This is a genomic window from Paenibacillus sp. FSL R10-2771 (assembly GCF_038000205.1).
In the GTDB taxonomy this organism is placed as follows: domain Bacteria; phylum Bacillota; class Bacilli; order Paenibacillales; family Paenibacillaceae; genus Paenibacillus_AQ; species Paenibacillus_AQ phytohabitans.
Genome location: NZ_JBBOBM010000001.1, coordinates 7,951,198 through 7,975,260 on the forward strand (window position 1 = coordinate 7,951,198; position 24,063 = coordinate 7,975,260).

General features: G+C 54.3%; 19 protein-coding genes. 17 read left to right on the plus strand and 2 right to left on the minus strand.

The annotated features are described in order from the left end of the window. Positions 1-47: 47 nt before the first annotated feature. A complete protein-coding gene (locus NSU14_RS34550; RefSeq protein ID WP_156118747.1) occupies positions 48-1,397 on the plus strand; it encodes a helix-turn-helix domain-containing protein in 1,350 nt (449 codons plus the stop codon). Between the two features lie 105 nt (positions 1,398-1,502). Here the strand turns inward: NSU14_RS34550 and moaA are convergent, their stop codons facing one another. After that, positions 1,503-2,504, minus strand: coding sequence for a GTP 3',8-cyclase MoaA (moaA, locus tag NSU14_RS34555; protein ID WP_039309112.1), 1,002 nt, complete (start codon positions 2,502-2,504; stop codon positions 1,503-1,505). 384 nt (positions 2,505-2,888) lie between these two features. On the opposite strand from moaA, the gene NSU14_RS34560 reads away from it, so the two are divergent. After that, positions 2,889-3,584 (plus strand): TorD/DmsD family molecular chaperone, encoded by a 696-nt coding sequence (locus NSU14_RS34560; RefSeq protein ID WP_039309109.1) that lies wholly within the window; start codon positions 2,889-2,891, stop codon positions 3,582-3,584. 204 nt (positions 3,585-3,788) lie between these two features. Further along, a complete protein-coding gene (gene cls, locus NSU14_RS34565; protein ID WP_042140271.1) occupies positions 3,789-5,297 on the plus strand; it encodes a cardiolipin synthase in 1,509 nt (502 codons plus the stop codon). A 368-nt stretch (positions 5,298-5,665) separates the two neighbouring features. Here the strand turns inward: cls and NSU14_RS34570 are convergent, their stop codons facing one another. Then, on the minus strand, positions 5,666-7,210 hold the full coding sequence (locus NSU14_RS34570; RefSeq protein WP_340948751.1) for a phospholipase D family protein: 1,545 nt from the start codon (positions 7,208-7,210) through the stop codon (positions 5,666-5,668). A gap of 281 nt (positions 7,211-7,491) precedes the next feature. On the opposite strand from NSU14_RS34570, the gene NSU14_RS34575 reads away from it, so the two are divergent. From NSU14_RS34575 to NSU14_RS34640, 14 genes are all read left to right on the plus strand, one after another. Continuing rightward, entirely contained in the window at positions 7,492-8,421 is a 930-nt protein-coding gene (locus NSU14_RS34575) for a MerR family transcriptional regulator (RefSeq protein WP_340948753.1), read from the plus strand. A 209-nt stretch (positions 8,422-8,630) separates the two neighbouring features. After that, positions 8,631-10,187: a phytoene desaturase family protein gene (locus NSU14_RS34580; RefSeq protein ID WP_340948754.1), complete on the plus strand. Its 1,557-nt coding sequence runs from the start codon at positions 8,631-8,633 to the stop codon at positions 10,185-10,187. After that, entirely contained in the window at positions 10,184-11,704 is a 1,521-nt protein-coding gene (locus tag NSU14_RS34585) for a phytoene desaturase family protein (protein WP_340948756.1), read from the plus strand. The genes NSU14_RS34580 and NSU14_RS34585 overlap by 4 nt, the downstream gene beginning before the upstream one ends. Then, positions 11,697-12,554, plus strand: coding sequence for a phytoene/squalene synthase family protein (locus NSU14_RS34590; protein WP_042140267.1), 858 nt, complete (start codon positions 11,697-11,699; stop codon positions 12,552-12,554). The genes NSU14_RS34585 and NSU14_RS34590 overlap by 8 nt, the downstream gene beginning before the upstream one ends. Before the next feature lie 2 nt (positions 12,555-12,556). Continuing rightward, positions 12,557-13,342 carry a carotenoid biosynthesis protein gene (locus tag NSU14_RS34595; RefSeq protein WP_042140266.1) on the plus strand — a complete coding sequence of 262 codons (786 nt, stop codon included), beginning with the start codon at positions 12,557-12,559 and terminating at the stop codon, positions 13,340-13,342. Beyond that, on the plus strand, positions 13,311-14,051 hold the full coding sequence (locus tag NSU14_RS34600; protein WP_042140265.1) for a lysophospholipid acyltransferase family protein: 741 nt from the start codon (positions 13,311-13,313) through the stop codon (positions 14,049-14,051). The genes NSU14_RS34595 and NSU14_RS34600 overlap by 32 nt, the downstream gene beginning before the upstream one ends. Further along, positions 14,048-15,205, plus strand: coding sequence for a glycosyltransferase (locus NSU14_RS34605; RefSeq protein WP_042140264.1), 1,158 nt, complete (start codon positions 14,048-14,050; stop codon positions 15,203-15,205). The genes NSU14_RS34600 and NSU14_RS34605 overlap by 4 nt, the downstream gene beginning before the upstream one ends. Continuing rightward, positions 15,202-16,677 (plus strand): phytoene desaturase family protein, encoded by a 1,476-nt coding sequence (locus tag NSU14_RS34610; protein ID WP_076246036.1) that lies wholly within the window; start codon positions 15,202-15,204, stop codon positions 16,675-16,677. Before NSU14_RS34605 ends, NSU14_RS34610 begins: the two co-directional genes overlap by 4 nt. 139 nt (positions 16,678-16,816) lie before the next feature. Next, the gene (gene fni / locus NSU14_RS34615) at positions 16,817-17,956 is read left to right on the plus strand and encodes a type 2 isopentenyl-diphosphate Delta-isomerase (RefSeq protein ID WP_081970319.1); all 1,140 of its coding nucleotides are present in this window, start codon (positions 16,817-16,819) and stop codon (positions 17,954-17,956) included. A 44-nt stretch (positions 17,957-18,000) separates the two neighbouring features. Beyond that, a complete protein-coding gene (locus NSU14_RS34620; RefSeq protein ID WP_336103465.1) occupies positions 18,001-18,471 on the plus strand; it encodes a GNAT family N-acetyltransferase in 471 nt (156 codons plus the stop codon). 235 nt (positions 18,472-18,706) lie between these two features. Further along, positions 18,707-19,807, plus strand: coding sequence for a redox-regulated ATPase YchF (gene ychF, locus NSU14_RS34625; RefSeq protein ID WP_039309103.1), 1,101 nt, complete (start codon positions 18,707-18,709; stop codon positions 19,805-19,807). A gap of 725 nt (positions 19,808-20,532) precedes the next feature. Next, positions 20,533-21,600 carry a peptide chain release factor 1 gene (prfA, locus tag NSU14_RS34630; protein ID WP_039309100.1) on the plus strand — a complete coding sequence of 356 codons (1,068 nt, stop codon included), beginning with the start codon at positions 20,533-20,535 and terminating at the stop codon, positions 21,598-21,600. Positions 21,601-21,604: 4 nt separating this feature from the next. Further along, complete coding sequence (locus NSU14_RS34635) at positions 21,605-22,660, plus strand: N5-glutamine methyltransferase family protein (RefSeq protein ID WP_340948758.1); 1,056 nt, start codon at positions 21,605-21,607, stop codon at positions 22,658-22,660. 157 nt (positions 22,661-22,817) lie between these two features. Continuing rightward, complete coding sequence (locus NSU14_RS34640; RefSeq protein WP_340948759.1) at positions 22,818-24,002, plus strand: FtsW/RodA/SpoVE family cell cycle protein; 1,185 nt, start codon at positions 22,818-22,820, stop codon at positions 24,000-24,002. The last annotated feature ends 61 nt before the right edge of the window (positions 24,003-24,063 follow it).

Here is a 24,063-nt window from a genome sequence, read left to right on the forward strand (position 1 = left end):
ACTGAACAGATGAAGTGAAACAACAGAGTAGTTAGATCTAATATTCTATGGATAAGCGTGTGAAAAGGGTGATAAATACTGTGGAGCATACAGTCAAAATCCGGGACGAAATAGCAGCGTATCTCTTCAGGCATAACCTGTCCATTAATCAATTTGCTATCATCAGCGGCATACATTCCGGTACACTCAGCCGGGTGATGAAGGGTCAGCAGGCCTTGGCGATGAATCATCTGATCCGTGTTACACGCGGGATGGGACTTCCCGAGGACTACTTTTACAGTAAGTATGTGGATGAATGTCTGTATGATTCGGCACCAACCTGGCGGCGGCTGAGGCCGTTCCTGCTGCAATGTGCGGCGCTGTCACGTCTGGACTGTATTGAGCGGATTGTACAGAATTTGCTGGATAATCTTCTCTATGTACCGCTGCTGTTTGAGGTCGCCGAGGAATTATTTGAGCAAAAGAGCTGGCAGGCGGCAGCATTAATCTATGAAAATGTGGGAGCCAGCGAGAAATACCAGCATTCCGAGCGTCTGGCGCTCTGCCAATATCGGTTGTTCTTAATAGGTCTCAGCGATGATCAACACAAAAATTTAATTGCAGCTACTTTATGTGAAGGTTATGTGGGCAGACTGGACGAGGTCAATCAATTAGATGCTTTACATCAGTTGGCTAATACGTATTTCTCATTACATGAATGGCAAAAGGTAATGGAATTAGCGGATGAAATGGTGAGGATTGCTACTAATCTATATGAGCTTCATAGAGAATCAGGACGTACTTATGAACAGGCATACAAGAGACCTTTATACACTTATATTTTATACGCTCAACTTCTTCAATCCTGTGCTCAAGAGGAGTGTGGGAACTATAAAACTGCATTGGATATGGTACCCCTGTATATGGATCATAGCTGGATTCGGGAAGATACTGAAGAAGCGAGACGGATCTCGGCTCAATTTAAGGAATGGGGAACGGCCAATACTTATCTCTATCGCTTGTTGGACGGACAAATCGAAGTGCTGGATGAGTACGTAGAGTACATTTCTACCCGGGAAAATGAGATCTTTACGGCACTATTCAAAATTATTGAATCGGCCAATCGTTATAAGTGGGATGTCGATCATATTCTGCTGAGATTCGCCAATTATATCCCTTACCGCAAATATTCCAGCGTCTTTGGTGAACGCAATATATTGATGCTGAAAGATAGCCATGCTCAGTTCCGCCGCGAGCTGGCAACCTATTATCTGGCCCGCAGACGTTATAAAGGCGATGACGTGACCATGCAGGGTGTGGACCTATCCGCCAAAATAGACTGTGAGCGTAATGTGATCCGGGGAACCTTATCCGTGGATTTTGAGATATCGATTTCGGATATCACTAAACTCGGCTGAGGATTGAGGAAAAGCATTCCCTTTGAATATTCATGCAAAACGGCTGAGAACCCCTCCGGGGAATCTCAGCCGTTTATTTGTTCAACCGGTAATGCCGCCCTGCGGTTAGCCGCCGATCTGTGACATGCGGCGGGCGGTAGGCGTATGGCTCTGCGCTTTACGCTCCAGGGCCAGCGCCATTTCATGATTATGCGGCTTGTTGCCGAGCGCCTGGCGGAAAAGAGCCTGCACCGCAGCAGGATCACTTATCAGTGGCCGCACATTATATTCATCCTCCCAGTAAAGGCAGGCTTTGATGTTGCCGTCGGCGGTGAGGCGCAGCCGGTTGCAGTTATCGCAGAAGTGCTCGCTTACCGGATGGATCAGTCCGAAGGTTCCTTTTGCCCCGGTGACACGCCGGTTCTGGGAGGGGCCATTCCCGGAAGGCATATCGGCTTCCTCGGTAGTCCAGCCTGCTTCATTGCAGGCTTCCACTACCGTTTCTAGCGGGAGATAGGTCTGCCGCCAGGCATCGCTTGCGCTGCCGATGGGCATATATTCGATGAAACGTACATTCAGCGGGCTGTTCAGCGTTAGGGCGATGAAGTCCTTGATCTCATCATCATTAATACCCTTCATCAGCACGACATTCAGCTTGATCGGCGACAGGCCGGCCGCTTCGGCGGCTTCAATCCCCTTCAGCACTTTGGCGACATCGCCGCCGCGGGTGATCATGGAGAACCGTTCCTGCCGAAGGGAGTCCAGGCTGATGTTCACCCGTGACAAGCCCGCCTGCTTCAGGGCTGCGGCTTTGGCCGGAAGCATCAGACCATTCGTAGTTAACGATATATCTTCAATACCGGGTATAGCGGAGATCATGGATACCAGCTTCTCCAGATCCTTACGGACCAGCGGTTCTCCGCCGGTCAGCCGGACCTTCCGCAGACCCAGCGGCGCAAGTGCTTCCACTACAGCGGTAATTTCCTCATAACTCATAATCTCGTCCTGCGGCTGGAATTGCATTCCTTCCGCAGGCATACAATAAATACAGCGCAGGTTGCAGCGGTCTGTAACCGAAATGCGGATGTAATCATGTATCCGTCCAAAAGGATCGGTCAGCGGCTCCATGGCACTACTCCTTCACCTGTTGAGTTTTATTTTAAATTTTAAAGACTTCATTCCTCTGCGTCAATGTGTACGGCTTCAGCTGGCCCAATCCGCAATTATGGAAGAGGAGGGAATGCATACAGCATAAGAAACGGACAACCTAAATAATATGTGACGAAAGATGAAAGACGCAGCCTAATTTTGACAAAAGTACGACAATTTCAGGGAATGGTCATAGAATGCTCACCGAAAGCGCTTAACAATTTCGATATAATTTAGGTGCGGAAGATTCAAACTTTATAACCTTTCACTTTTGCGAAGAACACAGCTATGATACCGGAAAGTTCAGGCGGCGACCTTAAGGAAGCCCCGGCGTCCGGCAAACCAATAGGGAGGATTTGCAAAATGACTATACCTACAGTTCCATCACTTGTCGTGCCGGAGGTTTGTAGCCGCTGGCTGGAGAGTCGGGGATTAATATATCAGCTTCTGGTTGATTTCTACGGAAGAAAACCATCGCTCTCACTGGTCGCCCAGTGGAGCCGCAACCGTGAGATGAGTATTGCTGCAGAAATGACCGAAGGCGGACGTGAACTGAAGCGTTACCTGTGCAGCCAGGAGCCAGCAATGCTGCCGGCCATCTGTGAGAAAGAGAAGCTCGAATATAAGCGGCTGATGAATGAGCGTGCTGCCAGTACTTTTGTGGCCCGGGAAGCAGCCCAGCTCGGCCGTGAAGAAGAATTCTGTAACGTACTTTCCGATGTGTATGCTTCGGCAGGCATTGTGTTCAAGAAATGCAGCGGGGAAGCTGACGACCATATCGCCATTGAACTGGAATTCATGGCAGTCCTGCATGAACGGATGCTGTACAACAGCTTCTCCATCCGCAGTGCAATGGAGCTTCTGGAGATCCAGGAGAACTTCCTCGAAGAGCATCTGCTGAAATGGACACCGCAGTTCTGTGAACGGCTGAACGCAGCGACTGACAGCCCGCTATATCTTGGACTCAGCCACATGCTGGAGGAATTCCTGCCGCAGGATCTGCATATGCTGCGTGCCTGGAAGGCTTCGCTGGAGAGCAGTGCGGCGGCAATGGTCTAAACAGCTGAATAATCAAGGCGTCCTTCCGAAGTGGAAGGGCGCCTTATTTGTTGCTGCGGCAGGTTCAGCTTCCTGCGAAGAGGTTACAGTATTGTTGCAATTTAAGTTTCGTATAGGATTCCAGTAGGAAGAAACGGTGTCTTCATGTAATATATAAATGTGTCAGTTTAGTGATGAACGGTAGAACGAGAAGGTAGGTTGCATATGAGAAGAGGACTGCAGGCTTTAGTCATCATAGGGGCTATGCTGGCTTTTTATTACTTTGGATTTGGTATTTTTGGCAGTACGGCCGGAACGATCATCAGTATTTTCTCCACATTGACGGTTATCTCTATCGGGCTGGGTATCTTCATGGAGAACCGTAACCCTTCTACCACAATGTCCTGGATTCTGCTGCTGGCCTTGATTCCGGTGCTGGGACTCGTTTTCTATTTTCTGTTCGGACAGAATGTGTTCAAACGGCGCAAATACGATAAGAAGGCCCAGCGCGACCTGATGGCCTATGAACGGATTGAGAATGACGCGCTGCGCATGCACCAGGATTGGTCAGTGTTCAGTCCCGGGCGCCAAAAGCTGCTGGGATTGTCGCAGAGACTGGGACGTACGCCGATTTCCTTCAATTCAGAGACGCGTATCCTGACCAACGGTGAAGAAACCTTCGGGACCCTGCTGCTCGAGCTGCGTCAGGCCCAGCATCATATCCATATGGAATACTATATTTTCCGGGCGGATCATATTGGGACACGCATACAGCAGATTCTGATCGAGAAAGCCCGGGCGGGCGTAGCTGTCCGGTTTATGTATGATGCGGTCGGAAGTATTCAGCTGTCCAAGGCCTTCCTTAAGGAGCTCAGTGATGCCGGCGTTCAGGTGGCTGCCTATGGCAACTCAACCTCCTTTTTCTCCAGCCGGGTGAATTACCGGAATCACCGCAAAATTGTTGTCATCGACGGCGATGTGGGATTCATGGGCGGACTTAATGTTGGCGATGAATATTTGAGCCGGAGTAAGACTTACGGCTTCTGGCGGGATACGCATATGCTGCTGAGAGGTGAAGCGGTGCGGACGATGCAGATTATCTTCCTGCAGGACTGGATGCACACCACCGGTGAGAAAATATTAGAGCAGGATTACCTCTCCCCGCAGCTGCGCTTCACGACCGGCGACGGAGCGGTCCAGATTATTGCCAGCGGACCGGATAACGAGCGGCGTGCACTCAAGAATATCTTTTTCTCCATGATTGCCTCGGCGGAAAAGTCAGTCTGGATCGCCAGCCCCTACTTCATCCCCGATGAGGATATCCTGACCGCGCTGCGTGTGGCGGCGATGTCGGGTCTGGATGTCCGTCTGCTGTTCCCGGCCAAGCCGGATAAGTGGATTCCGTTCCTGGCTTCGCATTCCTACTTCCCGGCACTGCTGGAATCCGGGGTGAAGATCTATGAATATGAGAAGGGCTTCATCCACTCGAAGCTGCTGATTGCGGATGGGGAGATTGCTACCATCGGCACAGCCAACATGGATATGCGCAGCTTCCACCTGAACTTCGAGGTGAATGCGCTGCTGCTGCAGACCGAGAGTGTCTCGCGTATTGTCGCAGACTTCGAGCGTGACCTGCTGTCCACGCGGCAGATTGTCCATGAGACCTTCATGGATAAAAGGCTGCTGGAGCGGCTGCTGGAATCGGCAGCCCGCCTGATGTCTCCGCTGCTGTAGTAAGGGAATCTAAAAAAGACCACCGGATGGAGCTGCTGCTCTCCGGCGGTCTTTTGTTCTTATTTAGGGACTTATGATATTCCAGTAATCACTCTGAATCCGCCGAAAGTGGGCGATATGGGTAAATTAAAGGGAAAAATCCCTCTAATTCCCGCAGATGCGGCCCAAAGGAGCAAATGAGGAGCATTAGTGCACCTGAATTTACAGGGGCTACCCCAGAAGTCGCCCGAATAGAGCAATAAGAGTTGGCCTTAAATCTACATTAGCTGCACAGGCCGCGCACACCGCATAAGCTCCAGCTGATTCACCATTAGGGTGATATTTATTTGTCCCAATAGAAGAATTTACAGGTTTCTGCTTGAGCATATTCAGAAGGTAGTGAGCCCGAGGCGGGTCTGCATCCGGTAGAGGAGATACTTAATCCATGTAATTTCACTCTGATATTCCTTCAGCGGCAGGCTGTACTCGGCTCCCTCGTTATTCCACAAACGGTTGAAGTAGCTCTCCATTTCAGCATATAGCGGCTGCCCCTGCGGCACGGATACCCAAAGGTTATTCTCCAGATTGTAGTCGTCCAGATTACGGGCCGTGAAATTCGTTGATCCGCCCAGAACGATGGAGTTGCCGGCTGCCTTGGCGATGAACAACAGCTTGCTGTGATACTGCTCCTTGCCCGTATTGTACCAGCGGATTGCGACATTCCCCTTAGACTTCCGGTTCAACTCCATCGCAACCGGGCGGTTCGGGATACCGATTTTGTCCCGTCCGAAGGCATTCTGATTGGGATCCAGCAGGAGCCTTACTTCAGCGCCGCGAGCGTCAGCCGCCAGCAGGGCATCAATAATTCCGTCGTCCGCCAGATAGAACATACCCATCCAGATGACATCCCCCTGCCCTGTTGCCTTGATATCATCCAGAGCGTACTTGTACACCTTGCCTTCGGTTAAATAGCGGACCTCGAGCTGCGGCTCCCCGGCGGGGAGGGCTTGCTGCTTGAAGTCCGGTGTCCTGCTCAGCAAAGGGCCCGCTTCCGAGAGGTTCGCGGCAGCCTGCTCACTCTGCAGAATGTCAGCCAGAATCGGACCCTGCACCTCCAGGGCAATGTTAGAGTGATAGGCGCTGGCGTCATGCACATTCCCCGAAGAGATCAGCGCGGTGTTCTCACTGAGCACCACTTTGCGGTGATTGGCTTTGACATTGAGCAGCTTCAGATACGAACGCGCAGTGATATCAGGCCCTCCGCTGGCCATAAGATTGGGAATCCAGCCCTTGCCGGATTGTCCGAACCACTGAATGAAGGTCCGCCATACAGCGGAGTAGGCCGGGGTCGAGTCACGCAGTGTATCCACATCCGTCATAATAACCTTGATTCCGGCGGCTTTCATCTCTTCCAGCAGATGATTGGGCGCAGAGCTGTAATTCGTATTCACCTCATCAGTAATGAAGACGATCTCCATCCCGGGATAGGCTGCTTTCTGTGCGATAAGCTTATCAGTAAGCTCCTGGCTGACTGCAGGGAACTGCTGGTCGGTGTGGGTATAGTCATTGAACAGGAACAGGTCGATTACAAGGAATTCTCTGGCTTCTCCAATAATCTGCAGAATTCTCGGGAGAATCTGTTCTTCTCTTGCTTCGGCCCCGCTGCTGTCCTGATAGGTCAAGTCGTGCCAGAAGGCTACATTCTCCACCTTATACGCAGGACTCTCCACGGAAAGCCCGGGAGGCAGCGGTTTATGGGTCTGGAAGATCATTACCCCGGCTAACCATATTAGGAGAAGGATGACGGCAATCAGTATCTTGGAGCGGCGGCGCAGAATAAACTGCGGTTTCCGCTTGCGGGGTGACGTAACCGCACCGGAAGCTATAATTAGCTGCGACTGTTCGGGTGTAATGGAGCGGCTGCCTTGATTCATGGGATGATCCTCCTGGGTGCTGCGGAGCCAGAGTCCGTAGGTCTTGGCGCCGGCATTGTAACTACCTATTAACGCCCGCTGAGGAGAAGTGAAGCAGTTGACTGCAAAATCATCTGAAAGATCTATTTTTGCTAAAATCGCCGGATTTATACCGTATCATTCCTGTAAAGCAGGGTTATACAGTTCTAATGACATACAGCAGAAGCAAATGTATAATGAGTGTAAATAATTTGTATAAGGTTTGAATCTTCAGAAGTATTCAGTGTAAATAGGAAAAGAGTGTGAGATACATCGTGTATTCCATCAAACAGGTCGTCGAAATGCTCGATATTCCTTCGGTCACTCTGCGGGCATGGGAGAACAGGTACCAGGCTGTTGTTCCGGAACGTACCGAATCGGGCTACAGGCTGTACAGCCAGGAGAATATCGAGGACCTTCGCTGGTTGAAGGAACAGACGGACAAGCAGGGCATCAGTATTTCCCATGCCGTGCGGATGCTGAAGATGCGTAAGCAGAAACATCTGGATGAACGTCTGAACGCGGCGGGCGGCGACCCCAGAGATGCCATTGACAAAATGAAGCAGCAGATCTATACAGCCCTGCACGAAATCCAGGGCGAGCGGGCGGATGCATTAATTGATTTCGGGTTCTCATTATACGGCTATGAGGCTATGGTATATCAGGTGCTTGTGCCGGTGCTGGTCAAGGTTGGCGATGCCTGGGAAGAAGGGACGGCAACGGTAGCCCAGGAGCATTATATGACGCATATGATCTCTAACCGGCTGTCCCAGTTTTTTCATGTGTTTCCCGTTTATGCGCATTTGCCGAAGGTGCTCGCCTTTTGTCCGGCGGGAGAGCATCATCAGATAGGGCTGCTGCTATTCTCGCTTTTCCTGCGTAAGAACGGGGTTGAGGTCATTTACCTGGGGGCCAATACGCCGGAGGAAGGTGTTATGGATATGCTGGAGAAGCAAGGCCGGATCGGGGCAGTCTGTCTGTCCGTTACGGATGAAGAGCTTGTACCGTACTGTGAAGATTTGCTTGGACGGCTCGGCAGCATGCATCCGGACCTGCAATTTATTGTCGGCGGCAAAGGATATGAAACGGCCGGTCCTGAGGCCACCAGGGCGACTTATAAGCTGGATGAGCCTCCGGAGCAGTGGCAAGCCTGGTTTGACCGGGAGTTTGCCCGAATGAAGCATAGAATGTAGCTTTTAGAACCGATCGGTACCCCTTGAGGGCCGGCCGGTTCTTTTTTGCTTTTACAGGCTGCAAACTCTAATTATTGGAAGTCGGATTGCTGATATTTACATGGCGCTGCAAAGTATGTATGATATTTGTATCATACTTGTATAGTTTTTGTATAATGTTTGAAAAGAGTTATCTGCCTCAAGACAGACAGCTATAAGGAGGAAGGCGCTTGACTGGACCCAAACGTACCGCGAAAGTTGCAATTATAGGCGCTGGACCAGGCGGACTGGCCGCAGCTATGCTGCTGGCCGCCGAAGGCTACGCAGTGGATCTCTATGAGAAGCAGGATACAGTTGGCGGAAGATCGGGAGAGCTCAAGCTGGGCAGCTACCGTTTTGACCGGGGGGCTACCTTTTTGATGATGCCGCATCTGCTGGAGGAGCTGTTCGCCCTGGCAGGACGTTCCGTGCATGATTATGTGTCCTTGAAGCCGCTTGACCCGCTGTATTCACTGCATTTCGGAGATACCGTATTTACGCCTTCTACGGACCAGGAGCAGACTGCCGGAGAGATTGAGCGGCTGTTTCCCGGCAACGGGAGCGGCTACCGCCGGTTTATGGCCGATGAAGCCGACAAGCTGGAGCGAGTCATTCCGCTGCTGCAGCGTCCGTTTCAATCCCTGGGTGACTATATGAAAAGAGATGTACTGCACGCGTTGCCTAAGCTGAACGCCGCAGATAATGTATACAACCGGCTGTCCCGGTATTTTGATGATGAACGGCTGCGGTTCTCGTTTACCTTTCAGGCCAAATATCTGGGGATGTCGCCCTGGGAATGTCCCGGTACGTTCACGATCCTGTCCTATATGGAGCACCGTTACGGCTTGTACCATCCGATAGGCGGAATTAACCGTGTCCTTCAGGCGATGTCTGAGGTGATTCAGGAGCATGGCGGGCATGTGCACACCTCCAGCGGAGTGAAGCGCATAGTGGTCAAGAACGGGGATGCGGCAGGATTGCTGCTGGAGAACGGGGAGCGGGTGGAAGCGGATTACGTTGTGATCGGGGCCGACTTCGGCTCTGCGATGACGCAGCTGTTCGAGCCCGGCATTCTGAAGAAATACACCCCCCGCAAGGTTGCCCGGAAAAGATACTCCTGTTCAACAGCCATGCTGTATCTGGGTATCGATGGGGAGGTGGAGCTGGGCCATCATTCGGTTCATTTCTCCGCCGATTACCGGCGTAATGTCGAAGAAATTACTAAGCTTGGGGTATTATCCGAAGATCCTTCCATATACGTCCATAATCCGTCGGTTATCGATAAGACGCTGGCGCCGCCGGGCAAGTCTTCGCTCTATGTGCTGATGCCGGTGCCTAATCTGAGTGCAGAGGTCAACTGGCAGCAGACGAGTGCGGAAGTTGAAGCGCGGATGATGGAGCGCCTGGAGCAGATTCCCCAGCTTGCGGGAATAACCGGGCGGGTGGAAGAGAGCTTATTCTTCTCTCCGCTGGACTGGCAGAACAAGCTGAATGTATATAACGGCGCAACCTTTAATCTGGCCCATAATCTGGGGCAGATGATGCATTTGCGGCCGCATAACACCTTCGAGGAGGTGCGCGGCATCTGGCTGGTCGGAGGCGGAACCCATCCGGGCAGCGGTTTGCCGACGATCTTCGAGTCGGCGAAGATCAGTGCGCGGCTGCTGCGGGAGCATGACCAGGCCCTGCGGGGCAGCTTCACCGTGCCGGCCGGCGCTCCCGGCGCGGGCGCGGGGGTTCCGCTATGAGCCGCGTAGCCGTTGTGGGCAGCGGAATCGGCGGGCTGACCGCAGCGCTGCTGCTTACCCGGCAGGGGCATGAGGTTGTAATGTACGAGCGCGCAGAGCAGGTGGGCGGGCGCGTTGCCTTTGAAGAACAAGGCGGCTACCGGATAGACCGCGGGCCTACCATTGTGCTGCTGCCGGAGATGCTTCTGGATATTCTGGAGGAAGGCGGGCTGCCGCGCGGAAGTCTGGAGCTGCTGCACTGTGATCCGCTTTACCGGGTTCACTTCAGGAGCGGGCGCGTGCTGACCAAATTCGCGGGGGCCGCAGAGCAGGCAGAGGAGATTGACCGGCTGTATCCCGGAGAAGGTAAGGGCTTCCTGCGGTTTATGGAAGATATGTCACACTTGTATCCAAAGGGCAGGGCTTCGTTTCTGGAGAGAGGCTATAAGAACGGGCGCGAATTTTTCAGCCCGGCCAATGTGTCGCTGATGGTCCGTCTGCGGGCGTACCGAAGTCTGCGCTCTGCAGTCGGGCAATATTTCAGGAATGAGGAGCTAAGGGATGCCTTCTCCCTGCAGAGCCTGTATATCGGCGGAGCCCCCTTCCGCACACCGGGAATCTATACGATGCTTCCCTACGCGGAGCATGCCTTCGGCATCTGGATGCTGAAGGGGGGATACGGCACCCTGCCGCAGATCATTGCCCGGGAGCTGGAGGGCCGCGGAGTACAGATTCATACCAGTACAGAAGTTGATTCCCTGATGGTAGAAGGGGGAAGATGCCGCGGGGTTGTTGTTCAAGGCCGGCAGATAACCTATGATGCCGTGCTGTACAACGGTGATTTCCCGCATATTGAGAAGCTGCTTCCATCCGGGGTGTTCAAGCGGGACAAGAATCTGGCCGGAACTACAAATAAGACAAGCAGCGCTACTGATAAGCCGATCCGGCGCGGGAGCTTCACACCTTCCTCAGGCTGCCTGCTCATCTATGCAGCTGTATCCAAGCGCTGGCCGCAGTCTCAGGTTCACCAGTTCTTCATGCCGGATAGTCTGGATAGCAGTCTCCATGAGGTGTTTGACCGCGGGCAGATCCCTGCTGATTCTTCATATTACGTGTTCAACCCGGTAGTGCTGGACGACAGTGCCGCTCCTCCCGGAGAAAGTATACTGTATTTCCTTGTCCCTGTTCCGGCAGCACCGGATATGGATTGGGATGATATCGCCGAAGCACTGGCCGTCAAGGTGCTAATGGATGCCGAGAAGCGCGGATTCCCGGGGCTTACAGCCAGTATAGTTTGGCGCAGGCTTAGAACGCCGGGGGATGCCCGTAAGGAAGGGATGTACGGGGGCGGGAGCTTCGGAATAGCCCCGATGTTGAGCCAATCCGGTGTATTCCGGCCTCAACCGAAGCCGTATTCGCTTCAAGGCCTGTATGCCGCAGGAGCATCTGTCCATCCCGGCGGCGGTGTGCCGATTGTGATGCAGGGAGCCAGGCTGGCAGTTCAAGAACTGATAAAGGAGATGAGCGGTCATGAATGAAAGGATATTGCAGCAATGTGAAGAACTGATGAAGAAAGGGTCTACTTCCTTTTATAAGGCTTTTAATTTTCTGCCAAGTCCCAGGCGTGAGGCAGTGCATGTTATTTATGCCTTCTGCCGGATTATTGATGACAGTGTGGATGAGCCTGACAGCTCGCCGTACAGCATTCATGAACTGAAGGCGCATTTCAGGGATCTGGAGGAGGCGGACGGACATTTCATCTGGCCGGCGCTGCGCTGGCTGTTCAGCAGCTTCCCGCAGCTTCAGCGTGAGCCTTTCCACCTGCAGATGGAAGGCCAGATCAGAGATCTCTCCTTCACCCGGTACGAAACGATGGAGCAGCTGAAGAGCTATTGCTATCTTGTAGCGGGGACCGTAGGGGAAATGCTGCTCCCCGTTCTGCGGGATGATCAGAATGAAGCGGCACGGGCCGCAGGGATATCGCTGGGTATAGGCATGCAGCTGGTGAATATTATCCGTGATGTAGGCGAGGACCTGCGGAGAGGGCGGAGATATGTACCGCTTGAGGTTATGGAGCGACAGGGTTACAGCCAGCAGGAGCTGGAAGCCGGAGAGGTTAATGAGCCGTTTATCGCTGTGCTTCAGGAGCTTAGGGCGGAGGCGCTGCACTGGTTTGAAAAGGGCCTGGAGAATGTGCATACGTATCCCTGGGAGAGCGGCATGTCAATTGAACTCGCTGCCGCCTTCTATGCCGCCATTCTTGATGCCGTAGAGGCAGACGGCTATGACGTATTCCACAAGCGGTCTTATGTCAGCGATGAAGCCAAGCTCAAGCTGTTCCGGCGTACGGTGGTGCGCTATACCGGTATCACAACCGTGGTGGTGTAATCATGATCAGAGCCCTATTTTGGATCTGGTATGGAGTCGGCGCTCTGCTGCTGATCTGGTTTGGGATTCCGGAAAGTCTGAGCTTTTCCAATGGTTTGTTTCTAGTCTTTTATGGTGCATATGCCGCGCATTTATTATCCTCCGGGCAGGCTTGGCCCTTCATGTCTGACTGGTCAGTCATATCTGTTGAACGCCGCCGTAAACTTTCCATGTGGCGTGCTGCAGGCCTGATCTGGATGGGAGGAATGGCAGTCGAATGGGTCGGCGTTCATTCAGGCCGGTTGTTCGGTGAGTATCACTACTCTACGGTGCTCGGACCTTTGTTGTTTGGCGTGCCTGTTACGCTGGGCTTCGCCTGGATCGCTGTCGTCTGCAATGCCGTACTTATCAGCTATGATTTCGGGCAGCGCGGCTTGCTCTTGCGGCTGCTGCGGGCTGTTCAGGTTGGCTTCTGGACGGTGCTTCTGGATCTGGTGCTTGATCCTGTTGCCCATGCCAGAAACTTCTGGCACTGGGAGGGCGGCGGCGGCTTCTATCAGGTGCCCTGGAGCAATTTCGGGGGCTGGCTGATTGCCGGCGCTGCCTTGTCCATGCTGCTGCCGGCTGTGCCGGTTACCTGCCTGGCGGCCCGCCGCGGTACCCGTCTGTACCAGGCGATTCTGATTCTGTTCGGTCTTATCAGTCTTACAGAGGGTCTGCCGGCTTGTGCAGTGATTGCCGGATTAGGCACTGCTCTGGCGGAAGGGAGCTTGCGTTATGCTGGAAGCCGTCAAGTCGGGAAGCTTTGACCGCTTGTTCTACCGCTATAATTCATTTTATCTGCTGCGCAGGCATTTCCATTCCATCGGAATATGCGGGGATTTGCAGCCTGCAGCGGCCGAAGGCAGAGGTATTCTCTATCTCATGAATCACAGTTCCTGGTGGGATGGCCTGCTCGCCTATCACGCGGCAGGGAAATTGGCGGGAAGCAGGCACTACTTCATGATGGAAGAGGAGCAGCTGCGCAAATATGCCTTCTTCCGGAAGCTTGGCGCCTACTCCATTAACTCCGCCAGTACGGGAGACTTGCGGGCTTCATTGCGTTATACAGCGGGACTGCTGCAGGCGGGAGAGAGTGTCTGGATGTATCCGGAAGGTGAGATCCTGCCGCTGGAGCATCGTCCATTGAGCCTGAAAGAGGGGGCGGCACTGGTGCTGCGTCTCAGTCCGCTGACTACGGTAGTGCCGGTAACGCTATATCATGGCCTGTTCCGCCATACCAAACCGGAAGCGACACTGCTCGCCGGAACCCCGCAGCTGCTGCCTTGGGCCGACATGGACCGCTCAGACATTGCCCGCAGCCTGGAGGCTGCGCTTGGTGAACAACTGGAGGCACACCGCAATCGGATTCTTAATCATAAAGGTTACATGCCGGAAGAATTCAGGCCGCTTCTGAAGAGGGGAAGATCCACCAATGAATGGCTTGACATGCTGAGGCCGGGCAGGGGGAGCCGATGATCACGGTCTTACAGATCATATCGGTTGTGCTGCTGCTCCAGCTGCTGTTTGCGGTGTGGAATGCAGCGCAGCTTCCCAAGCTGGGCGCGGGGATTAGCCGAGAGGCTTCAGAAGTACATCCGGTATCGGCAGCATCAGCAGTACGGCGCCTGTCCGTGCTGATCCCCGCACGGAATGAAGCGGATAATATTGCGGACTGCCTAACCTCTGTGCTGGCTTGCAGCTCCAGTGGAAGGAAAGTGGAAGTAAGAGTGCTGGATGATTCCTCGGCAGACGGCACAGGAGCGATTGCCGCTGCAATCCTTGGAGACAGGGCAGCCGTTCTGCGGGGACGGGAGCTGCCGGAAGGCTGGCTGGGCAAATCCCATGCCTGTGCCCAACTGGCGGAGGCTGCAGAGGGTGACTGGCTGCTGTTTTTGGATGCGGATGTCCGGTTGCAGCCGCTGGCTCTGGAGGCGGCCTTCACTGCGGCCGAAGCTCAAGGCGGCGGCATGGTCACAGGATTTCCCCGCCAGGTTACCGGCACATGGCTGGAGCGGCTGGTAGTTCCCCTGATGGTCTTCACGATCATCTGCCACCTGCCGGTTCCGCTCGTCCGCGGTTCAAGAGACCCGCGTTTTGTTGCGGCACATGGGGGCTTCATCCTGATCCACCGGGATACTTATACCCGCTGCGGCGGGCATGAATCGATCCGTGGTGAACTGGTCGATGATATGGCGCTGGCCCGTGCGGTGAAGCGGGCAGGAGAACCGGTGATCCTCGCAGATATCACCGGTCATGCTTCAATGCGGATGTATCATAATGCCAGGGAAGTGTGGAACGGCTACCGCAAGAATATCTATGCCGGTACCGGCCGCAGCCCCGTGCTTCTGCTGGCTGTGCTTACAATGTATTTATCACTCTATATGCTGCCGGTTGCAGCAGTCTTATACTATTGCATGACCGGACAGCCTTCATCAGCAGTTATGCCGGCTGTTGCAGTGCTGACTGGTATCGCCATCAAGCGGACCAGTGATGCGGCCGGCAGGCAGCCGGTCTGGTTCTGTTTGCTTTTGCCGGCCGGTATACTCTGCTTGTCCTTAATTGCCGTGGCATCCTGGCGCGGAAGCCGGTCCCGCGGGGGCTACGAATGGAAAGGTAGGCGTTATTTATGAAACCGAAGGCTGTGATTATAGGTGCCGGATTCGGAGGGCTGTCCTGTGCGGTAACACTGGCCGTCAAAGGCTGGGAAGTAACCGTCCTGGAACGGCAGCAGCAGCCGGGCGGCAAGCTGCAGCGTGTCGAAGCGGGAGGATACATGTTCGACCGTGGCCCGAGCACCATTACGATGCCGCATGTCTTCCGTTCGTTGTATGAGCTTGCCGGGACCCGCATGGAGGAGTATGTCCGGCTGTATGAACTGGAGCCGCGAACCCGCAATGTATTTACTGACGGCTCAATTGTTGATTTCTCCCGCAATATCGGGGCTATGCAGGAGGAAATTGCGTCTTATAGTCCTGAAGATGCTGTGCGCTATCCAGACTTTCTGGCCGAGGCCTCGCGTCTATACGAGCTCAGCGGGCAGCAGTTCCTGAACAGGCTGCTGCTGTCCTGGCGGGACAAATTATCGCCGTCTCTTGTACGGGACCTGCTGCGCGTCAGGCCTTTTCTTAATCTTCATGCCCTGCTGCTCCGTTATTTCAGTCATCCGAACACCCTGGCTATGCTGGGACGTTATGCCACATATGTCGGTTCCTCGCCGTATCGTGCGCCTTCGATATTTGCGATGCTTGGATATCTGGAGATCAGGGAAGGGGTCTACGGTGTCAGGGGCGGGACCTATGAGCTGATCAAAGGCTTAACTACACTTGCCCGGGAGCTGGGCGTACAGCTGGTTACAGGCACCGAGGTTACGGGGATTTCGGTAGTTTCCGGCGCTGTGGAAGGGGTGGATACGGCTCAAGGGTTCTATCCGGCCAAGACTGTTATAGCCGGCGGTGATGTGCTGAGCATCAACCGTATGCTGCTGCCCGAAGAGAACCGTCCGGGCATGACAGACCGCAAGATTGAAGCCTACGAGCCGTCCTTGTCCGGGCTGGTAACACTGGCGGGAGTGCCGCGCAGATATGATACCCTGCTGCATCATACGGTTTTTTTCCCTGAGAATTATGAACAGGAATTCAAGGATATCTTTGAGCATAAACGTCCTCCGCAGCAGCCTGCGGTCTATGTATGCCACTCGGGTTATTCCGAGCCTGAGCTGGCGCCGCCGGGCGGCAGCAATCTTTTTATACTGGCCAATGCGCCGTATCTGAGCCCTGCCTGTGACTGGAACGAAGAAACCGCTGCTTACGGGGAACATGTGCTGTCCGTGCTGGAGGGCCATGGAATTACAGGGTTATCCCAAGCGGATGTCCTGCAGCGTTATACCCCCCGGGATATCGCTGACGATACTCTCGCCCACCGGGGGGCCATTTATGGGATATCCTCCAATTCAGCGCGGCAGACCTTCTCCCGCCCGGGGAACCGCTCCAGGGACGTTAAGGGGCTCTGGTACGTCGGCGGAACTACACATCCCGGAGGAGGGACGCCAGTTGTATCCTTGTCCGGAAGGCTGGTGGGGGAGTATATTGCCGGGAGTCAATAAAAGACAGAAGAAATCCGCCCGTGTCAACTGCCGGGCGGTGTTGTGCTATAATGAAATGTACTTGTGCTTAAGAAGCCTATAAGTAGCGTCTCACGCTACCGGACATATATGAATACAGGGTAGAACGGAGGAAGACAGCATGAATCATATGCCGCAGGACGGTGTGCCGCGAAGTCCGGAGCAGCAGCCGGGCACAGAGTACGGGTCAGCATCGCGGGCAGCAGGCACTGAGGGACATAAATCTCTGCTGCCTGACTCCAGAACCGGGGAGCGCAAGATTGAGCATGTGCGGCTCTGCCTGAATGAAGACGTTGCCGGCAGCGGAATTACAACCGGCTTCGAGCAGTACAGGTTCCGCCATAACGCACTGCCGGAGCTGGACTTTGAGGAGATCGGGCTCGGTACGGAATTTCTCGGCCGGGGGCTGCGGACACCGTTGCTGATCAGCTCCATGACCGGGGGGAGCGAGGCGACCGGGCACATTAACGCCCGGCTCGCCGAAGCGGCCGAGCGCCGGGGCTGGGCCCTCGGCGTGGGTTCTGTCCGCGCCGCTGTAGAGCGCGCAGAGCTGGCGGCTTCTTTTCATGTGCGCGATAAGGCTCCCACGATTCCGGTTATAGCCAATGTCGGGGCGGTACAGCTCTCCTACGGCTTCGGTGTAGAAGAGTGCCGCCGCGCGGTAGAGATTGCCGGGGCAGACTGGCTGGTTCTGCATCTGAACGGGCTGCAGGAGGTATTCCAGCCGGAGGGAGACACCGGGTTCGCTTCCCTGCTGAAGCGGATAGAGGCGTTATGCCGTAACCTTGAGATACCGGTAGGTGTCAAAGAGGTAGGCTGGGGCATTGACGGAGAAACCGCAGCCCTGCTGTATAATGCTGGTGCTGCCTTTATCGACGTTGCAGGTGCGGGCGGCACATCCTGGAGCCAGGTGGAGAAGTTCCGCAGTACGGACCCGGTACGGCGCGCGGCTGCGGAGGCCTTCGCGGACTGGGGGATTCCCACGGCGGAATGCATCGGAGAGGTGCGGGCCATCTCGCCCCGCGGCGCGCTGATCGGCAGCGGCGGGCTGAAGCATGGTGTGGATGCCGCCAAGGCGCTGGCGCTTGGGGCCGATCTGGCCGGCTTCGGGCGGAATCTGCTGGGTCCGGCCGTCAGCTCCGAGGAGGCACTGGACCAGGCGCTGGCACAGGTTGAACTGGAGCTGCGCACGGTCATGTTCGGCATCGGTGCGCCGGATCTTGCTTCCCTGCGCGGTACCCCGCGTCTTATCCGGCGCTAGAAGCAAGCCGATGAATATGGAATTAAAGGAAGGGCTAAAAAACAATGATTAAACTGGTCCAAATGGACGAATCGACTTTTCAATTTTTCTTAAGACAATCCACCCGTGATTACGCAGAGGACAAAATAAAGGCCGGAGCCTGGGATGCTGAGACCGCCATGAAATTGTCCCAGGAAGAAATGACACGTTTCCTGCCCAAAGGACTCTACACAGAGGGAGCTTATCTCTATTCTATAGTAGAGGCTGAGAGTGAAGCTGAGGCCGGGTACATCTGGTTTAATGTGAACGAGAACCGGGGAATCCGGGAGGCGTTCATCTATGACTTTTATATTTTCGAACCTTTCCAGAGTAAGGGGTACGGCAAGCAGGCACTGGCTGCATTAGATGAAGAAGCCCGGAAGATGAATGTGACCCGGATCGGACTGCATGTCTTTGGCCAGAATGACCGTGCTTTTGAGCTGTACAAAAAAATGGGCTTCCTGGTTACGGATATTACGATGTCGAAGACTTTGTAGGTGCAGGGCCGGGAAATAGCGGTGAATTGTGTTGTGAGTTTTTTACATTATTTACATGTTTTTGGGTCCCCCAAAAGTATTTGATTAATCATCGAGGCTAAAGCTCCGCATTATGGGGTGGCGTTCCCTTGACATCCGCTGTTGCTGGAGGTTTTGTTCTAATATATAATGGTTTAGATCAGTACGGTAATTCATGCGGTGATCAATTCAACCGAAAATAGGAGTTGTCATATAAATGGCTTTGAAAGCTGGAATCGTTGGACTTCCCAATGTTGGGAAATCGACATTATTTAATGCTATAACACAAGCGGGGGCGGAATCCGCCAACTATCCTTTCTGCACCATTGACCCTAACGTGGGTGTCGTGGAAGTACCGGACGAACGTCTGAATAAGCTGGTCGAGCTGGTGCAGCCGCACAAGACGGTTCCGACCGCTTTTGAATTCGTAGATATTGCCGGACTCGTGCGCGGTGCGAGCAAGGGCGAAGGTCTGGGCAACAAGTTCCTGGCTCATATCCGGGAAGTGGATGCTATTGTTCATGTGGTCCGCTGCTTCGTCGATGAGAACGTAACCCATGTTGACGGCAAGGTAAATCCGATCAGCGACATCCAGACGATCAACCTGGAGCTGATTCTGGCTGACCTCGAAAGCGTCGAGAAGAAGATCGAGCGTTCCCGCAAAAACATCAAGGGCGGCGACAAGAAATTCGCTCAGGAAGTAGAAGTACTGGAGCGCGTTAAGGAAGCTCTTTATCTGGATCAGCCTGCGCGCAGCCTGGAATTATCCGATGACGAGCGTCTGATCGTGCGGGATCTTCACCTGCTGACCCTGAAGCCGGTGCTGTATGCGGCGAACGTGGGCGAGGATGAAGTGGCGACTGCTGAAGAGAACCCGTATGTTAAGCAGGTACGCGAATTCGCAGCGGCTGAGAATGCTGAAGTAGTGCCGATCAGTGCCAAGGTGGAGGCTGAGATTGCCGAGCTGGAAGGCGAAGACAAGGCGATGTTCCTGGAAGAGCTGGGTCTGCAGGAATCCGGGCTTAACCGCCTGATCAAAGCGGCATACAGACTGCTCGGACTCTACACCTATTTCACAGCGGGCGTGCAGGAAGTCCGTGCGTGGACTATCCGCAAAGGCACCAAAGCACCTGGAGCGGCCGGAGTTATTCATACGGACTTCGAACGCGGATTCATCCGCGCTGAAGTAGTAGCTTATACGGATCTGGTAGCAGCAGGCTCGATGAACGGTGCCAAAGAGCGCGGCCAGCTGCGTCTGGAAGGCAAGGAATATCTGGTGCAGGACGGCGACGTTATGCATTTCCGCTTCAACGTATAGACCATTTAACGTATAGACCATTTATAGTGTAGGGCAGAGAGGCCATTCAGAGTAGAGTTTATTACTTGCTGAATGGTTTCTTTTTGAATAAGGATAAGGATAAGGGTCAGCTCCTATTTGTGGAAAACCCGAAAAGGCGGCTTCAGAAGCCGGGGGTACGATGAACAAGGGTTCGGCTGGGACAGTGGCAGACGGCGAGCGTCTGCGGTCTGGTCTACCGTCTGGTCTGTCGCTACCGCCTGCCGCCTGCGGCGGAAAAGCAGTTGGATAATCTCCACTTGCTTATGAACAGAGTGATCCTTGCCAGGCAGTAGATGGAAAAACGGCACTTAATATTCAGCAAATAGATCACTTTCGAGGAAACGCCTGAAATTTAATGACGTTTATCCAATTAATTCCCTTTAACGCTGCAAAACACCGAAATTAAGATACGTTTTTCCAACTATTAATATCCATGGGAATGAGGCCGGGAGCGGCATCAGATATTTATTCAGTACCGGGTTATTTTGTAATCAGGACAAGCGCCTGATGCATAACTTGGCTGCAGCTTTTACATCATAAGGTGGCGCAGCTCAGGATTCAAAAGATTTCCTGATTCCGCGCTTTGTACTGTAGCCAATTGGCTGGAGTGGTGGTATAATATAAAGTCGTATATCTATTTATGTTGTATCGACAATGTTAAGTATGTATAACCGAAGAATTTGAATCAGGAGAGGTGAATTCCCTTGTTGGACCGATTGCAATCCCTGGCGGACCGCTATGAGAAACTCAGTGAACTGCTTTGTGACCCGGATGTTGCAAACGACAGTAAGAAACTGAGGGACTATTCCAAAGAACAATCCGACTTGCAGCCCGCCTTTGAGGCGTATAGCGAATATAAAAATGTAATGGAAGAGCTCGAAGCCGCCAAGATGATGCAGGCTGAGAAGCTTGATGATGAAATGAAGGAAATGGTCAAGATGGAGATCGACGACCTGTCCTCGCGACAGGTGGTTCTGGAGGAGAAGATCCGTCTGCTCCTGCTCCCCAAAGACCCTAATGATGATAAAAATGTAATCGTGGAAATCCGCGGCGCAGCCGGCGGGGACGAAGCAGCATTGTTTGCCTCTGACCTGTACCGGATGTATACCCGTTATGCCGATACCCAGGGCTGGCGCGTAGAGCTGATGGATGTGAACACGAACGATCTCGGCGGATTCAAGGAAGTTATCTTCCTGATCAACGGCCGCGGCGCTTACAGCAAAATGAAGTTCGAAAGCGGTGCGCATCGTGTGCAGCGTATTCCTACAACCGAATCCGGCGGACGAATTCATACTTCAACTTCTACCGTTGCGGTTATGCCGGAAGCGGAAGAATTCGAAATTGAAATTCATGATAAGGACATCCGTGTCGACACCTTCTGTTCCAGCGGCGCGGGCGGACAATCCGTTAATACGACCAAGTCTGCGGTGCGTGTAACCCATGTACCTACCGGTATCGTAGCTACCTGTCAGGACGGCAAGTCCCAGAACTCCAATAAGGAGAAGGCGCTGCAGGTGCTGCGTGCCCGTATCTCGGATCTGAAGCGTCAGGAAGAAGAAGCCAAGTACTCCGGAGAACGGAAGAGCAAAGTAGGAACCGGGGACCGCAGTGAGCGTATCCGTACCTACAACTTCCCGCAGAGCCGTGTAACGGATCACCGGATCGGCCTTACCCTGCACCGTCTGGAGCAGGTCATGAACGGAGATATCACCGAGATCATCTCGGCACTGTCTATTGCGGAACAAGCGGAATTGATGGAAAAAGGAGAATAATGCTTTGAAACACGACTCTTACGTCATGTCGGAATTGCAAAGCATCCGGGAAGCCTTTGCGGAGGCTTCTTCTTTTTTGGCCGGGCACGGATGCAATGAGCCGCAGCGCAGCAGCCAGCTGCTGCTGGAGCATGTGCTGGGCTTGTCCGGAGCGGCATATTATATGGCGCTGGCTGATCCATTCCCGCCAGCGCTCAAGGCGCAATGGGAAACACTGGTCACCCGCCGGGCGGCGGGTGAACCGGTGCAGTACATCATAGGCGAGCAGGAATTCTACGGCCGAGCCTTCGAGGTTACGCCCGATGTGCTGATTCCGCGTCCGGAAACGGAGCTGCTCGTCGAGGCGATTCTGCGCTACGGCGCGGAGCTGTGGCCGGACGGGACGGTTGCGGTGCGGAGCGAAGCCGCGCAAGAAGCCGATGGGCCCGCGGGGGGAAGAGCCGCGGGCGGTAAGGCGCCGGGGCCTGCGCGGGGCGAAGCCGCGCAAGAAGCCGATGGGCCCGCGGGGGAGAGAGCCGCGGGCAGTGAGGCGGCGCGCCCGCGCGCCGTGCGTCCGCTGACCGCCGTCGACATCGGCGCCGGCAGCGGAGCCATCTCCGTCACGCTGGCGGCGGAAGCGCCGGCGTGGCGGGTCTGCGCTGGCGACATCTCGCCCGGCGCGCTGGCCGTGGCCGGGCGCAATGCGCAGCGGCTCGGCACGTCCGTTGACCTGCGGCTCGGCGATCTGCTCGAGCCGTTCGCGGGGATGGAGACGGATATTCTCGTCTCCAACCCGCCGTACATTCCCGGCGGCGACATCGCCGGGCTGCAGCGCGAGGTGCGCGACCATGAGCCGCGCACGGCTCTGGACGGCGGCGGGGACGGGCTTGATCCCTACCGCCGCATGATGGAGCAGCTGCCGCTGCTCCCGGCTCCGCCGCGCCTGGTCGGCTTCGAGCTCGGCCAGGGACAGGCCGGGCAGGTAGCTGAGCTGCTGGGGGCGGCCGGCCACTGGAACGAGATCATCACGATCGAGGATCTCGCCGGAATTCCCCGGCATGTGCTGGGGATCGCCCGCTAGCGTCCCCGTCCTGGATGCGGCTGCCAGTAGGCAGAAACCGCCAAACGGTGAAATTGTATTTATGCTGCCCCTTCCTTTACAATAGAAATGACGGGACCTCTGTATACGGCTGCGGCCAGGTGACAAGAGGAACCAGTACTGAGTAAGGAGACAGAATATGCTTCAGAAGATTAAGAAGATAGACGGCGTCATCCTGGTCATTCTTGTGCTGCTGATGGTAGTCAGCATTTTCTCCATATACAGCGTTACCCACGGGCGCGACAAGCTGGACGGATCGCATATCAAAATGATCAAATTTTATATCCTGGGCTTTATCGCCTTCATTGGGCTGACCTTCGTGGATTATCGTCTGCTTGTTAAATATGCGCTATATGTTTACGTTACAGGGATTGGGGTTCTGGTGCTGGTCAGCTTTATCGGTACAGAACAGAACGGCGCGCAGGGCTGGCTTAAATTCGGAAGCTTCAGTCTCCAGCCTGCCGAGCTGTTCAAGCTGATTCTGATCCTGTTCCTGGCTGCGGTGCTGGTCCGCAAGAATAAGAATAAGCTGCTGTTCTGGCGCGATGTCGTGCCGCTCGGCCTAATGAGCCTGCTGCCGTTTTTGATCGTGCTTAGCCAAAATGACCTCGGGAATGCGCTCTCCTATATCGTAATTCTGGTAGGCCTCCTCTGGATCGGCAATATCAAGTTCACGCATGCGCTGATCGGGCTGTTAATTATTGGCGGAAGCGCCGCTGCCGGAATCATGAGCTACATTCATTACCACGATGAAATTAAGGATTTCCTGACAGATATCGGCCGTTCCCACTGGGTAGAGCGCTTTGATCCATGGCTGGTGCCAGAAGAAGCGACGGCCAAGGCAAGCTATCATACCAAAAACGCCAAAATGGCCATAGCCTCCGGCGGTATGAGCGGCGAAGGCTATATGGAGGGCAGCTCGGTACAGACAGATCGCGTGCCGTATACGTATTCTGATTCGATTTTTGTGCAGATTGCCGAGGAGTTTGGTTTTGTCGGATCGGCGCTGGTGCTGCTGCTCTACTTTATCCTGATTCACCGGATGATTCTGATTGCATTGGAGTGCAAGGACAGGGGAGGGCCGTTCCTGATTGTCGGCATTGTCGCGATGATGCTGTATCAGATTTTTGAGAATATCGGTGCCTTCATCGGCCTGATGCCGCTGACCGGGATTACGCTGCCGTTCATCAGCTTCGGGGGGACCTCACTCCTGATCAACATGGCCAGTATCGGTCTGGTAATGAGCGTACGCCTGCATGGTCAAGAGGTAGAGGAAGATTTGCCGAGTCCTACAATCTATTCTTCTCCGGTCAAGCAAGGTTAACTGTATACTATAATATCTCTGATTCAATCAGAGGTAATCCGCATGCCGGAGCTCTTCGAAA